The sequence below is a fragment of the Cohnella sp. WQ 127256 genome, assembly GCF_024519285.1.
Taxonomy (GTDB): domain Bacteria; phylum Bacillota; class Bacilli; order Paenibacillales; family Paenibacillaceae; genus Cohnella.
The window spans coordinates 746,797-762,632 of the sequence record NZ_JAMZCY010000001.1 but is presented as its reverse complement, the minus strand read 5'-3'; the positions used below and the strand labels follow the sequence as shown (position 1 = coordinate 762,632).

The 15,836-nt window shown below is 43.8% G+C and carries 11 protein-coding genes; all 11 read right to left on the bottom strand.

Features of this window, described 5'->3' with window-relative positions:
- Positions 1-61: 61 nt before the first annotated feature.
- Positions 62-1,900: a type 2 periplasmic-binding domain-containing protein gene (locus tag M1K58_RS03070; protein WP_256757192.1), complete on the bottom strand. Its 1,839-nt coding sequence runs from the start codon at positions 1,898-1,900 to the stop codon at positions 62-64.
- An 88-nt stretch (positions 1,901-1,988) separates the two neighbouring features.
- Positions 1,989-2,885, bottom strand: coding sequence for a carbohydrate ABC transporter permease (locus M1K58_RS03065; RefSeq protein ID WP_256757191.1), 897 nt, complete (start codon positions 2,883-2,885; stop codon positions 1,989-1,991).
- Positions 2,886-2,897: 12 nt separating this feature from the next.
- Positions 2,898-3,857 carry an ABC transporter permease gene (locus M1K58_RS03060; protein ID WP_256757190.1) on the bottom strand — a complete coding sequence of 320 codons (960 nt, stop codon included), beginning with the start codon at positions 3,855-3,857 and terminating at the stop codon, positions 2,898-2,900.
- Positions 3,858-4,097: 240 nt separating this feature from the next.
- The gene (locus M1K58_RS03055) at positions 4,098-5,771 is read right to left on the bottom strand and encodes an extracellular solute-binding protein (protein ID WP_256757189.1); all 1,674 of its coding nucleotides are present in this window, start codon (positions 5,769-5,771) and stop codon (positions 4,098-4,100) included.
- Positions 5,772-5,777: 6 nt separating this feature from the next.
- On the bottom strand, positions 5,778-7,172 hold the full coding sequence (locus M1K58_RS03050; RefSeq protein WP_256757188.1) for a response regulator: 1,395 nt from the start codon (positions 7,170-7,172) through the stop codon (positions 5,778-5,780).
- Positions 7,150-8,934: a sensor histidine kinase gene (locus tag M1K58_RS03045; protein ID WP_256757187.1), complete on the bottom strand. Its 1,785-nt coding sequence runs from the start codon at positions 8,932-8,934 to the stop codon at positions 7,150-7,152. Before M1K58_RS03045 ends, M1K58_RS03050 begins: the two co-directional genes overlap by 23 nt.
- A gap of 141 nt (positions 8,935-9,075) precedes the next feature.
- Positions 9,076-10,872, bottom strand: coding sequence for an extracellular solute-binding protein (locus M1K58_RS03040; protein WP_256757186.1), 1,797 nt, complete (start codon positions 10,870-10,872; stop codon positions 9,076-9,078).
- A gap of 101 nt (positions 10,873-10,973) precedes the next feature.
- Positions 10,974-11,867: a carbohydrate ABC transporter permease gene (locus tag M1K58_RS03035; protein ID WP_256757185.1), complete on the bottom strand. Its 894-nt coding sequence runs from the start codon at positions 11,865-11,867 to the stop codon at positions 10,974-10,976.
- 21 nt (positions 11,868-11,888) lie between these two features.
- Positions 11,889-12,845 (bottom strand): ABC transporter permease, encoded by a 957-nt coding sequence (locus M1K58_RS03030; RefSeq protein WP_256757184.1) that lies wholly within the window; start codon positions 12,843-12,845, stop codon positions 11,889-11,891.
- 512 nt (positions 12,846-13,357) lie between these two features.
- The gene (gene spo0A / locus M1K58_RS03025; protein ID WP_256757183.1) at positions 13,358-14,170 is read right to left on the bottom strand and encodes a sporulation transcription factor Spo0A; all 813 of its coding nucleotides are present in this window, start codon (positions 14,168-14,170) and stop codon (positions 13,358-13,360) included.
- Positions 14,171-14,418: 248 nt separating this feature from the next.
- Entirely contained in the window at positions 14,419-15,747 is a 1,329-nt protein-coding gene (gene spoIVB / locus M1K58_RS03020) for a SpoIVB peptidase (RefSeq protein WP_256757182.1), read from the bottom strand.
- Between the last annotated feature and the right edge of the window lie 89 nt (positions 15,748-15,836).

Sequence of the window (15,836 nt, the reverse complement as noted above, 5' to 3'; positions counted from 1 at the left end):
CAAATCTGGCAGAGAGGCTCTTCCCCCCTCTGCCAGATCATGGGCCAACAAATAAAGTTAATTATTGTACACTTTTGCGTGCTTCGTACAATTCTTCAGCTTTCTTAATAGAGAATGCGATCACTTCGTCATAGCCTAAGCCTTTTACTTTATCTAGCATTTCTTGTTTGATTTTGTTGTACTGATCTTCGTTCTTAGCGTATACCATCTTCCATGAGTATTGCTGAATGACAGTACCGATCAATTTGTTCTTCTGTTCTAGCGTTTTATCCATTACTAGTGGTTCTTTACCCGTAAAGCCTTGAGGGGCAACCGCGATTTTATTATTTTTGACAAAATACTCTTTAGGCGTCAGTACGCCGTATTTCTCGCGCCAGCTGCTTTCCAGCTTGTTCGGATTCCGTTTGAGCGTTGTTTGCCATAGGTTGTGATCGTATGGCTCGCCAAACTCAGGGTTCACCTCTGCAGGTACAACGAAGGAGAAGTTCATTTGATTCGCACCGTAATAGTAATCTCCGCCACCAAATTCTTCTGGAATTTGTGTGTTTTGTTGATCTGCATAAGCTTTAATTCCAAAATCCGTGATCACTGGCTTACCGTCTGCTCCAACATCCCATGTCAATCCTTTAGGACCATTCGGAACAGCCGTACCGCCACCAGCCGAAATCATGCCACCTTCTGGAGTGTAGAACCAGTTAATGAATTCCATGATCCGCTTAGGATCTTTAGCATCTGCGCCGATTGAAATAATTCCGTTACCCCCATAAACGTTAAATCCAGTAGAATACATCACTTCTTCCTTAAATGGAACCGTTGCGAAGCCTTTACCAGCCTCAATATTTTCCGCTGTATTATAGTTCGCTGCTCCCATCCACGGGAACCAGGAGAATAGTAAGCGTCCGTCTTTGTACTTTGCTACTACGTCATCAAATTTCTGAGTCAATGAATCCGGGTCAAGCAAGCCCATCTGATTAGCGTCAAAATAAAGCTTAAGGGATTTCATGTACCAGCTTTCTTCCGACAGGAAGTCATAGTACTTTTCTTCATCCGCTTTTGTGTAAAGGGCAGTGTCGACGATTTCGTCATATCCGTACATGTTGGCGAACTGCTTAGCCAACGTCATCTTATAGTTGCCATCCCAATCGGACCACAGCGAGAATGCATACGTCTTTTTGCCTTGCGCGTTTTTAGGCTCAAGCGCCTGCATTTGCTTCAGTACAGGAAGGTAATCTGCCGCGCTATTAATTTCCGGTGAGCCCACTTGTTGATATAAATCCCAACGAAGATCCGGACCCCATGTCATGTCTTTTCCTTCAGAAGGGCCTGTAGGATTGCTAGCAACATTGTTACCAATTCCGAATACGGAAGAACCACTTCCAAAAGCGACCTTCGCCTTCTCGATTGCTTTCGGATACGTAGCTACGATGTCTTTGCCATACGTGTCCAGAAGTCCATCCTTCGCAAGATCCAGCAGCAAGCCGCCTTTAATCGCATTCGGATAGTGGTTTTTATCATCGCCCCAGATCACAATATCCCCCAGATTCCCAGACGCCATCATGGCTGCGATCTTAGTATCTCCACCCGTGAGGTTAGAAGCTACGATGTCGAGTTCAATGTTAAATTTGTCCTTGATCGCTTTTGCAAACCATCCAATTTGTGGGCCTGCATAGTTCGCCGTCGTGGAGAACACGGTAAGCTTAAGTGTCTCGGAATGATCAAGCCCAGTTGCCTCTGGACTTGCAGATGCAGATTCTGCTGGCTCTGTTGATGCTGAGCTTGCAGGGGGGGCCGAACTGGATGATGCAGATGGACTCGAGCTGTTGTTTCCTTTACTACACGCGGCCATGACGACTACGATCGCGAGTGACAACATAAGAATCAGCGTTCTTTTTAATCTCATTTCAGAATTGCCTCCCTTTAATAGATAGATGCTTTATTAGTTCAACCCCCGATAAGGGTGTAAACCCAAACCTATGTTTGACTTCGGCTTAGCCTTTAACTGCACCAATCAGAATCCCTTTAACAAAGAAGCGTTGGAAGAAGGGATAAATAATGAGGATCGGCAATACAACAATCATCGTTACAGTCATTCTCACGGAGCCCGGAGTCTGCTTGTGCTGCATGCTAGCAGCCATGTCTTGAGAGTTCCGAATAAGCGCGGCTAAGGAAGATGATTCGTTCAAGTAACGCCACAATAGAAACTGTAGGGTATAATACTTGGTGTCTGTCATAAGAAAAGCAGTATCGATAAAGGAGTTCCACTGGTTAACCGCTGAAAATATTGTAATTGTAGCTAGAATAGGTGTGATCAGTGGGATGATAATGCTCCTAAATACTTTCGAATAACCCGCTCCATCCAGCTCAGCTGATTCCTCCAATGAAGGGGGCAAAGCCTCTACAAATGTTTTGACGAGTATGATATTAAATGGAGTAATGATCGTAGGGAGAATATAAGCCAGGTAATTGTTCGTAAGACCGAGATTATTCATCGTGATATACCAAGGAATAAGTCCAGCACTGAAATACATCGTGACGATGAGCATCCGGTACCATAGCTTGCGCAGCCACATTTCCTTCTTCGTGAAAAGATAACCAAGGAATGCGGATGCTCCTACCGTAAGCAGCGTACCGACTACCGTTCTGTAAATCGAGACGTAGGCTGCTTCCGCCAATCCATTAATCTTCAAAACGTTCATATAATTATCGAAGTGAATTTCCCTCGGATAGAATGTGATATATCCAGCAGCACTTAGATCGTTGGAGCTGATTGTATTAATGAACAAATAATAGAACGGGTAAATACATGTCAGTGTAAATAGTCCGAAGAGCGTATAATTGATCGCTTGAAATGCGATTCCGCTCGAATGTAGCTTCTTCTTTCGCATACGGTCCCTCCGTTAAATAATCGTTTCGCCTCGCACGAGCTTAGACAATGAGTTAGCCATGAACAGCAGGAATACGCTGACAACTGATTTAAGCATGCTTACAGCGGTTGCAAACGGAAAATTGTTGGCAAACGCGATGTTGTAAACATACAAATCGAGCACCTCAATGGAATCCTTGTTCATTGCATTCTGAAAGGCAAAGTACTGATCAACGCCATTATTGATGAAATTTCCGATTGATAGAATGAGGAGTACGAAGAAGGTTGGGATAATACCTGGAACCGTAATATGCCATATTTTCCGGAAGCGATTAGCTCCATCCACTTCAGCAGCCTCGTACAATTCCTGATCGATCCCAGTAATCGCAGCAAGATACAGGATGGCTCCCCAGCCTAGCGATTTCCACCAATACCAAGCGATCATCGTTAACCAGATATTCGAGTTCGTAGCTAGGAAATTAATACCTTCCTCGATAATTCCAAGCTTGATAAGAAGCGTATTGACGACCCCGTTATCCACCGAGAACAGTGTAAATGCCAGTGCGTACACGAGAATCCAGCTAATAAAGTTCGGGATTGTCGTTAACGTCTGAACGAATCTACGAAACCAGCTCGTCTTGATTTCTGATAGCAATATGGCAAATGCGACGGGGAATACGGAAGTAATAATACCGAGTGCGCTCATAGCGACCGTATTTTTCAACACCCGCAGCACTTCTTCCATCTGCGTCTGATTGGCTACAATCGACTTGAACCATTTGAATCCGACGAATTCCGTATCGGACAAAGGAATGCCAGGCGTATAATCATAGAAAGCATAAATCCATCCACTAATCGGCAAGTAGTAAAAAATAAAAGTTGTGACTAGAAAAGGGAATGCCATTAGAAACAATTTATATTTGTTCGGAATTCCCCGCCTTGGCCCAGAACCATGATCCGTCACATGGGCAACATTTGTAGAAGGTGATCTCATTTCCTCGTCCCCTGTCGATCATTATTGTCTTGTTTGCGCTTTCATTGTAATCCATCCCTTGGTGTTGTTGAGAGTGAAAGGCGCTCTGCGCTGAGAGACAATCGTCGGTAATAACTAAACCAAATTCCTACCCTCACCAACCATTTTCTCTCCTTGACGAACAAAAAAAGCTTGCCTTTAGCTGTTACCAGCCTTAAGCAAGCTCATCCTATCCCTATCCATCAGGTTATTTGCAACGAATCATTGTGCATCTGTAAGCTCGGATATTTCCTTTGTTATTTGATCCCCACCATCGTTCTTCCACTTCTCCACGAACGAGTCGAAGGCATCAATAGGCAAATCCCCCGTAATAATCTGCAAGTAGGTATCGTGCTCCATCTGCTGAAGATTAGCCCAGCGCTGTTCCATTGTTGGGGTCGTGCCATAAAATAAGCTTTCCTTCTTAACCATGGGCTGCTTACTAACCGCTCCTCCCAACAATGCAATTTGGGAGATGCTCCAAGCATCCATATTTTTACGTGGTGCATTATGTTCAAGTAAAATGTCTTTATATATGGATTTCGTTTCTGGGTCCAAGCTTTCAGGATCTCGCTCGCCTTTCATAACCTGGTCCAACAAATCGTAGCGTTTCTCAATTACATCCGGATAATCTAGCAACAGGTCAAACGGATAATAATTGCGAAGCTGTGTCCCTAACTGCGCGGCTGTCGTCCTCAGCTTCTCTACCTCAAGCATATTCGGATCTTGGTTTCTTTCGAGCTGGGTTAGGACATTCATGACCTTTAAAGCAGCCTCTGGATGTGGATATCCCTTACGAACGACTAAGTAACGGTCTGTTGTAGGGGAACTGTTCGTCATGAATGTTCCATTGCTATCTACCGGTGCCGCATATACGCGCCATTCCGCCTTCGTATCCTTCGACACTGAGCTACTCAAAGGCCAATTAGGCGCCCACCATGGTCCAAAAATAATACCCGTTTGATTTAATTCTATGACGTCTAGTATCTCTTTACGTAATACAAAATCATGATCGATTATTCCTTTTTTATACCACATTGCAAGTCGATCCAAGGCAATTTTCGCTTCCGGACGGATCGAACCATAAACGATATTCCCACTCTCATCACGAATCCAGTTTTTCGGAAAGGCATGATAGGAAGAGAATACACCATTTAATCCATGTACACCCTTCTTATCCCCAAAGACGAGCACATTATCGACGGGAATGCCAATCGTATCGGCCTTATCGTTACCGTCTGGATCCTGCATTATAAATGCACTTGCAATTTTCTCAATATCATCCAATGTCCGAGGAGCAGGTAGCTTTAGCTTATCCAACCAATCCTGCCTCACCCAGACATAGCTCGGGGAGTCCGCTTCAATAGCCACGTTCGGCATCCCGTATATCTTGCCATCGACAGAAGCTTCCTTAAGCGCCTTTCCTTCTGTTGCATCGTATATGGATTTCACTAGCTTAGATGCATAGGGATCGTAATATGCGGTTAAATTCTCGATCATATCACGTTGGATGAGCTTCCGGAACTGCTCCCGGTCGACAATGAATGCATCTGGAAGATCATTACTTCGGATGGCTAGATCTAGCTTGCTTTTATATTGCTCTTCCCCGCCCGCTTCCCATTCATACTTAATGTTAATTCCAGTCTTCTTCTTGAGGTAACGGGTCAAGAAGTGATCGTCACGCAAATCTCCCTCAGGCAGAACGATATCGGAATAAGAATAAGCGATCTTGAGCATGATCGATGGCTCATAAGGAGCGAATGCCTTATCTTCTACGACTTGCTGCTCATCAGAACCATTCGACTGAAAACAACCCGTTGCGAGGGTGACAAGCAACGAACAGACACAGAGAGCTAACCCTAACCGGTGCCTTCCCGCTATTCGCATTGTTGCCATTTGATCTTACCCCCTTGTATCTCGCTGCATCCGAAACTCCGTTGGGTACAGCCCCACCCGTTCTCGGAATACCCGACTGAAATGTTTGTCATCCTCAAATCCGATCCGACTTGCAATTTCGTAAACGGATAAATCTGTATGCAGTAGAAGCTCCTTCGCATACTCCACTCTCATCTTCCGAAGGGTATCTCCGAACGACATTCCCGTAAATTTCTTATAGCATTGGCTGAAGTAGCTTCGGCTCATTCCGATTTGATGAGCGACTGCATTTTGATTCAAATCGGTCCACCTATTGTGCTTCATATAGACCATCGCCTGAAGCAGACAAACAACAACCTCTCGCGACAAAGACATCTCTACCATTCTTCGCTGAACATTCGTAGCCATGTCAGAAAGCCAGCCCTTTACCTGCTTCCAGCTTCGCGGTTTCTGCTCAGGTGTCCAATGCTCTAAGCTGTCTTCGTCCCATTCGAAATAAAGCAACCAATCATTGGCTAACTGTTGGATTAGAGCAAGTAACTGATCGGGATTCGGCTTGGTTTCTTCGATTTTATCGATTAAAACCTTCCAATCCTTACCGTATAACAGCCACTTCATATTGTCTAACTCGTTACGTAATTCCTTGCATTCGTCCTCTATGGATCTCGATCCATGATCCGTATCGAGATCCTCCAAACGAATGATTGTAAGAGGCTCTGTCTTGGTCCAATAAAATACATAAGGACGAAGCCCACTAACGATTGCCGCTTCTGCTTCCGGCAGAGTGAATTTGGCCGAAGTAGCGATATGTATAGCTTGCCATTGGTCCTTCACACTGTCTGGTAGCTCTCTCAGCCAATCAGCTGAATCCGTATTGTGGAGTGGAGCCATCCATACCGCATGATCTAATGGGGAAGCACGTAAGCTAGCGGGAAGTTCGTCTGTCAGAATCTCTTTATGTGGCACACTATCGAAAGAGCAAAACACTGCGGCGCCAGAGAACGTGCTAGCAATCGTAGCTGACACAACGGATTCCCTGGATTCCCATGAAAGACGCTTTAAGATCCGATTAATCGTCTCCGAGACATTGTTACGGTTAAGCAGCGTTTTAACGATGTAATCAATGGCACCCAGCCGTAGAGCTTCTTGAACGTAATCAAATTCGTGATGACAGGTAAGCACAACAGCTTTGATTTTAGGATATCGGTTGCGCACCTGCTCCATTAATTCAAAGCCAGACATCCCTGGCATACTAATATCCACGAACAGCAAGTCAACCTCGTGCTTGCCGAGCATCGCTAAAGCAGAGTTGCCATCCTTCGCTTCTCCAACAATATGAATGTCGAAAGCCTGCCAATCGGCTATCGCGATGAAGCCTTTACGTACTAGCTTCTCATCATCAACCACTAATGCGTTGATCATAGCGTTCCTCCTTGATGTCGTTCGGTATTTCTACAGATAGAATTGTCCCCTCACCGGGTTTACTTTGAATGATCAGCAACTCTTCATTTCCATAATAACGTTCAAGTAAGCTACGAACATATTTAAGCCCAATGCCCATCCCGAGTATAGGGGGTTCTCCCGAAGCGCCTATTAATCGCTGGACAGTATCCTCGTCTATACCCGGTCCATTGTCTTTTACTTCCAATCGCAGCTTACCCTGACTCGTCATAAGTGTCGAAATCTGAATGATGCCATGCTCCTCATTTTTTCCATGATAAATGGCGTTCTCCACTAACGGCTGTAGTAAAAATCGAGGGATGGGGAGATTTAGCGTCTCCTCCTCGATCTGAATATCGAAATCAAGCTCCCCTTCATATCGGAAGCCTTGAAGCTCTATATATTTTTTAAGTGCCTCTATTTCATCGCGAACCGTTACGATCAAGCTTTGCTTACCCATATTATAATGCAGCACTTGGACGAGCAAGGTTAAGAGTCTATCGATATCGTCCTGGCCATTGGAGCGGGCGAGCCATTGAACCGTATTCAATGTATTGTGGAGGAAATGAGGATTGATCTGGCTTAGTAGCTTCTCCATCTCTAATTGACCCTTCAATCGCTCATTACTCGCAATTTCACTAATTAACTCATTAACAGTCGTTTTCATCACTTGGAAGTTGCGCAAAAGCTGATCAAATTCTTCCACGTTTGTTAAGCTAACCGGCGCTTCTCGTTCACCTGTCATTCTGACAATTTCTCTATTCACCTTGCGTAGAGATCCATACACCTTGCGCCAGACCATCGTTGCTAAGAAAACCGCAAAGGCAGAGGTGACAATGAACAGAACAGCCATCCGCCATATCCACACATTAATCTCATGATTAAAGACGCCTTGATCTACTGCTGTTACTAGCTTCCAGCCCTGCGGACTCTCATATCCGAATAAGTACTGCCCTTCATGTAGTTGGTCACCTGAAGCTGCCATTTCCCACTTCAACGATTGTGCATCGAATGGAGCTTCACCATCATCTGCGTAAAATGCTAAGCCAGCCTCATTAATTAAATAATGTGATACCTTCATTCCGTAAGTTTCGTTAGATTGGCTATTCATGATTTGACGGAATAAATTATTGTTGGATTCCAAGTAGATATAGACAGGTTGTTCGCCGTCCGTTCTCACCTCTCTTAAAGACGAAAACACAATATTCTCACTGTTCTTATATTGGGTTTGGTGAGGTCCGAAATAAATCGCTCCATTGTATCTAACGAAGTTAGGCAGGTTGGAAACCCCAAATTCGGTGCTCACAGCTAAGTTCGTAAATAGAATCGGGTTTTTCGCTTGCGGATTATAATAAACCGTCAACCCCAAATTCGGATTTGTAAAATTGACGACGTTTAGACTCTCTTCAATATCTTTCATAATTTCAGCTTTCTCAGTCACCTTCACGGTGTTCAAATATTCATTCACACGTTCAGCGGTTTGCCCATCAAGAGCAAATTGCTTAGATACGAAGTCCAGGTTGTTAAACACATTTTCTAGTCCAGTCGCCTCTTGCTTTAAGCTAGCGTCGATTCCCGCCTTGATTTTGTGAGTAAGAATAGATAAGGAAGTGGAATATGTATACCCGGAAAAAATGATCGGTGGAAATAAACATGCGATCAGCAAATAGATCACTAGTGTACGTCTCAGAGTGCCCGATTTGAACGGATGAGGTATCTTACGAATATAGCGCAATACGGACAAATCGGTTATCCCCTTCCCGATGGAATCGCTTACTTCTCCTATGTTACCAGTTCATTCGACATCAAGAAACAGGTAAATGTAGAAAGGGTATGAAAGATCCCGCTGAGAGCGGTGTCTCTCATACCCTTTCGCAGCAGTTAATTAGCTGTTTTTACGGTATTCGAATACCTTTTTGTTTTGCTCAACATTGAATGCAAGAACTTCATCGTAGCCAAGACCTTTTGCTTTATCGATCATTTGCTTTTTCAGCTTGTCGAAATCTGCTTGGTTTTTAGCGAATATCATTTTCCAAGAATATTCCTTGATGATCGGTGCGATTTGGCCTCTCTTTTGCTCTAAATCAGCAGAAATAACGACTGGAGCTGTACCTGTGAAGATTGGTTTTTGAATGGCCAGCCTATTGTTTTTCTCTAGCCAATCTTTTGCAGAGCTCGCGTTCATCGCTTTAGTCCAGTTCTCATCCACTTTGTTAGTAACCTTTGCAAGCTCTGATGACCAAAGCTGATAGTCGTAAGGCTCCCCATTGTCTGGGTTCACGGATGTGAATTTGAAGGAGTTTATCAATTGGCTGCGTCCGTCTTTCCAGTTACCGCCACCGAATTCCTCTGGGATCGGTGTATCGTTTGAAGGTAATGCTTGCTCACCAAGTGCTGTTAATACCGGTTTACCGTCTTTCAGTTCATAGACCATGCCTTCAGGACCATAATTGGAAGTCATGTAACCTTCAGGAGTGTATAACCAGTCGATAAATTCCATAACACGTTCAGGATGCTTCGTCTTCGAGCCAATGGACCAGAAGCGATCTCCACCATAAGGATTAAAGCCATTGGAGAAATTGCGTTCTTCTTCGAACGGAACAAGATGGAAGCCTTTACCTTCAGCTAGACGCTCAGGTGTGCTATACATATCATCCTGCCATGCGAACATAGAGAACAAGATTTGTCCATCTTTCATTTTGTTCTGCGCATCATCGAACTTCTGTGTTAATGAGTCTGGATCCACAAGACCCATTTGGTTAGCATCGTAGTAGAGCTTCAGTGCTCTCAAATAGAGACCATCTTCATCAAGGATACCTTGTACTTCATCCTTGTCAGCGGAGATCAGCGAGAAGCCACCTGGATTAAATCCGTCTCCTTCTTCAAAGCCGTACAATGTGGACCAAGCTTTCGAATGCATCATCATGTTGCCATCCCAGTCGCCCCACATCGAGAATGCGTAGGTTGGACGGCCTGAATCACTCTTAGGCTGCAATTCCTGCATTTTCTTCAACACTGGCAAATAATCTTCCATCGTTTTGATTGCTGGACGGCCTGCCTTTTCATACAGGTCCCAACGTAAATTCGGATGGGCATTCAGCTCTTTAGCTTCGGAAGGACCCGCTTGATCCGGACCAACATCAAAGCCGATACCATAAATGCTCGTCCCTTTACCGAAGTTTACTTTATTTTTCTCTAGTGCCTTCGGTGCATTTTTCAGCATGTTTTGACCATACTTTTCTAGCAATCCATCTTTATTAAAATCCAGAAGCATCCCAGCATCGATTGCGTCCAACCACTTCTGGTCAGATCCGCCGAAAATAACTAGGTCTCCTAAATTGCCAGAAGCCATCATCGTGCTGAATTTCGCATCGCCGCCTTCAAGTTGAGATGCAATGATGTTCAGCTTAATGTTGAATTTGTCCTTTACCACTTTTGCAAACCAGCCAGGCTGTTCGCCGGAGAAGTTCGCTGTCATGGAAAATACATCAAGTGTAAGCTCTTCACGCTCAGGAGATGGTTCTGCTGATGGGCTAACCTCTCCAGACGCGGATGGTGCTGCTGGTGCTGAAGAGGATGCTCCCGCCTCTGGTTTATTATTGTTTCCAGAGGAACATGCTGCAAGTGAAACAGCAAGTATAACGGATAAGATGATGAAAATTGATTTTCTAAATGAAGCCACGCGGTTTGCCTCCCTTTAATGATGTTGCTTCAGTATTTTATTGCTAATAACTAGCGATCCTCACCCGCCCAGCATCACCACCCTTAATAAAAAATCGTTCGTTATCCTTTCACAGCCCCGATCATAATGCCTTTCACGAAGAAGCGTTGGAAAAACGGATAGACAAGCAGGATCGGAATGACCACGAACATGGACACCGTAGTTCTAATCGAATTAGGTGTTTGCAAGTTCGTCAAGTCGACATTACTTGTTCCTTGTGATCGGATAATGGAAGCGAGTGAATTCGACTCATTCAAATATTTCAAAAGTACATATTGCAAAGTATGATATTTCGCTTCGGTCATCAGGAAGACGGTATCGATAAAGGAGTTCCATTGAGCGACCGCAGAGAAGATCGCTGTCGTTGCCGCAATCGGCAAGATTAACGGAAACACGATCCGAACGAACAAGGTCATGATGCCTGCTCCATCAAGCTCAGCTGATTCCTGTAACGCATCTGGCAGGGATTCAACGAATGTTTTGATCAGAATCACATAAAAAGGAGAGACGATCGCTGGCAATATATAGGCAAGATAGTTGTTTGTCATGTGCAAGTTCATCATGATGATATACCAAGGAATAATACCTGCATTAAAGTACATCGTAACGACTACAAAGCGATACCAGAATTTTCTCCCCCACATCCGTCGCTTCGTGAAGAGAAACCCTAGGAATGCTGAGCCTAGAACCGTCAGGATTGTACCGATTACCGTCCTACCGACGGAAACCAATGCTGCATGAGAGAGTCCTTTAATCTTCAATACCTCGAGATAATTCGTTAAATGAATGTCCTTTGGATACCAAGTAACCAGTCCACGCGCACTTAAGTCATTGCCGCTGATCGTCTGTATGAACAAATAATAAAAAGGAAAAACGCACAGAAACGTAAATAATGCGAAGAAAGTATAGTTAAACACGGAGAACAATCGATCGCCGTTCGTTCGTTGAAGTTCCATGATGATGCTCCTCCTGTTCTGTTAGATGATGGTTTCTCCACGAACCAGCTTGGATAGCCGGTTAGCGAAAAATAAAAGCATAATACTGATCAAGGATTTAAGCATGCTGACAGTTGTAGCAAATGAGAAGTTAGATCCGAGCAATCCGATATTATAAACGTAAAGGTCCAGTACCTCGATTGAGTTTTTGTTGATCGGATTCTGGAATACGTAATACTGTTCTAAGCCGTTATTAATGAAGTTGGCAATGGACAGAAGGAGCAGCACGAAATACGTTGGCATAACACCAGGTAGCGTAATGTGCCACATCAGTCTGAACCGACCTGCACCATCCACCTTCGCCGCATCATACAGCTCTTGATCGATCGACGAAATGGCTGCTATGTATAAGATAGCTCCCCAGCCAAGTCCCTTCCAAAGGGACCATAAGGTCATTTTGAGCCAAATGTAACTGTCCGAAGCCAAGTAATTGATGCCCGCATCCTGAATCCCAAGGCTGATCATTATTTTGTTGATGATTCCGCTGTCCACCGATAACAACATGAATGCTATCGAGAAGACGAGAACCCAACTTATGAAATTAGGGAGCGTCGTAAGAATTTGCACCCACTTTTTAAACCTTTTTGATCTAATTTCAGTTAGGAGAATGGCGAAGATAACCGGAAAAATAGAAGTGACAATGCCCAACGTACTCATTGCCATCGTGTTTTTCATGACTCTAACGACTTCCGCCGTCTGTGTCGGATTAGATACTAGTGAACGGAACCATTTTAACCCTACGAACTCGGAAGAAAATAAGCTGAACCCTGGTCGAACATTGAAGAAGGCGTATACCCAACCGTACAAAGGTAAGTAGCTAAATAATAAGACGAGTAAGAGTAAAGGTGATGCGTACAAAAATAGCCGATAGCGTTCACTAATTCGTCCGCTTTTGATGGCTACAGATTTTGGTAGATTATTGTTTAGAACCGGCTTCATGTTATCCCCCCTGTTGTGTCAACCGACGATGAACGCCAATTGGTTTGAAAGCGTTTACTACGATTCCCTTCCTTTATTCTAATTGCTTGCAACACGGAGATGGGATGGGTACATGTTTCCGCTATTCCATTCGCGGTTCGTAATTTGTAAACAAATATCTAACTGAATGAAACCGTTTTCTAATCTGGTCAACAAAAAAAGGTAATCCTTGATCACTGGTTGATAACCAATGGCTCTGGAGTACCTCATTTATCTATTTGAATGCTTTAGGGTTCTTACAAACCTGACTCGATTAGTCAGATTGTTCTACCTGAAATTCAATATCAGTCATAAAAAATACCGTTATTCATTGGGTTTTTGCAAACCCAATGAATAACGGTATTAGTTGGTATGCTACATGGAAATTTATCGGTTTGGAATCGAGTATTTCAGATATTAACCGCCAAAATTGTTCTGGATGTTAAAATCTGCCAAAAAATCACGAACCCAACCACATCAACATAAATCTACAACTAGCTCACCTTATGCTCAATCCGTAGCTTGTCTGCAACCATAGCTATGAACTCGCTATTGGTAGGCTTTGACTTGCTAATATTGATCGTGTAGCCAAACAGATGGCTAATGCTGTCGATGTTACCACGCGTCCAAGCGACTTCAATCGCATGGCGGATAGCGCGTTCAACGCGGGAAGGCGTTGTTTTGAATTTTTCGGCAATTGCCGGGTAGAGCGTTTTCGTAATTGCGCCAAGAATTTCGATGTTGTTGTAAACCATCGTAATAGCTTCACGCAAATACTGATAGCCTTTAATATGTGCCGGAACCCCAATCTCATGGATGATGCTGGTGATGTTAGCATCGAGATTTTTGGGCTTACCGATTTGTACAATGTTCGAACGGTTGTGGAGACTACCACTGGAAGATGTCGTGACGGATGAGGACACGGAATTACCTGCAAGCTGCCGGATCCGATTAGCTAGAACATCCATATCGAACGGTTTTAGTATGTAGTATGAAGCGCCAAGTTGTACCGCACGCTGTGTAATGTTCTCTTGTCCGAAAGCTGTGAGCATAATAATTTTGGGCATTGGAGATAAATTGATATCCCGCAATTTTTCAAGGACGCCAAGTCCATCTAAATGCGGCATAATAATATCTAGGATCATGACATCCGGAACCCTTTGTGTTTCCTCCAGTTGACGGATGACCTCTTCTCCGTTGTACGCCACTCCGATGACCGTCATATCATCCTGCTCTTGGATGTACTCTGATAACAAATTCGTAAATTCTCGGTTGTCGTCTGCTAGGAACACTTCTATCCGTGGCAATGTCTGGTCCTCCCTTTCTCTGTGCAAAATTTAATGACGAAAAACGCTTATCGTTTCTCTGTTTATCCGTTTTCGACATTGCCATTCTGTATTCCTTCTGAAAATAAAAAAAAAACTTTATTTATTTATTAAAATCGAATATAATTAATAATTTGCGTCATGACCTGTCAAATCATGATAAATCATGATTATATTCGTACATTTTCGACAAGTAGTCAAACTTGCTCAAATTGACAAAATCTAAGGCGTTAAACCGCCTTAGATGTCGCTTGTTCTGGGTTGAGCATGATGCCAGCATCCTGAAGCATCCATTCAATAAAGCAACCATAACCCGAAGAAGGATCATTAACGAATACATGTGTAACTGCACCAACTAATTTTCCATTTTGAATAATTGGACTGCCGCTCATGCCTTGAACGATCCCACCCGTACGCTCCAACAGCTTAGGATCTGTGATTTTAATAACCATTCCTTTAGTCGCTGGTGATGATTGCTTGGATACATGAACAATTTCAATATTGAAGCTTTCCACCTTCTGCTTATCGATTACCGTCAATATTTGGGCTGGACCTTCTTTGACTTCCTCTGCAAAAGCGACAGGCATTGGCTCAGGGTTGTATGAATGCTCCGGTATTTGCTTCATTTGACCAAAGATGCCGAAAGGAGTGTTCCGCTCCACGTTGCCAAGTGTTTTACCTCCTTTAATAAAACCCGCTCTCTTCTCACCTGGCTCACCACTTTGACTCTTCGTAATCGAATTTACGTTCGACTGTAAAATTTCGCCGCTTCCGATAACGATCGGAGTTTGTGTATCCATATCCGTAATGACATGCCCTAATGCCCCATATACACCTTGATCAGGCGCGTAAAATGTTAATGTACCGACTCCAGCAGCCGAATCACGAATATACAGACCCAATCTCCAAGCTTTATCTTCTTCATCATAAGCAGGTGTTAAATTCGTTTTGAATCTTTCCTTGCCTCTTTGTACTAATAATTTCAGATGATCTCCATTGCGACCTGCCGTCTCAGCAAAAGAGGCGATTTTCGAAATATCGTTACACGGCTTCCCGTTAATTTCGACGATTAGATCTCCAAGCCTTAATTTTGCTTCCTCGCCAGGAGAAGTCTTAGCATTGCTTTTCGTCTGGACCAGGTGATGACCCACAACCATAATGCCAGCAGATTTAACTTTGACACCAATGGTCTGTCCTCCAGGAATGACCCGTAAATCAGGAATAACTTGAAGACGAACGGTTTTAAAAGGAATTTTACCAAACAGCTTAAGTTTAAGATCTGTTACGCCGCTATGCTTGGGTTGAATAGATAAAGGCTGTCTTAAGTCGACCCGCACTTGAGCATCGTTGCTCCCGTTAATTTCAGCAACACTTGGATTTAAGCTCCCTTGCGCATGAACCGGCATCGCATAATGTAGGGATACCGCTTGTCCTTGAAAAAGCCTTAATTGATTAGGAAATTTCGCAAAATGTTGAAAAGGAGCAGAACATACGGCAATACACAGCATAATAACAGCAACGAGACCTATGCGACGCTTCCTGGAGTGTTTCTGATACAAGTTCTCACGCTCCCCTACAGTCTGAATCGGCTCTTTTTTCTGTCGCCGATAACGTACCTATAAGGTAACCGTGCTGTGCCACTTTTATG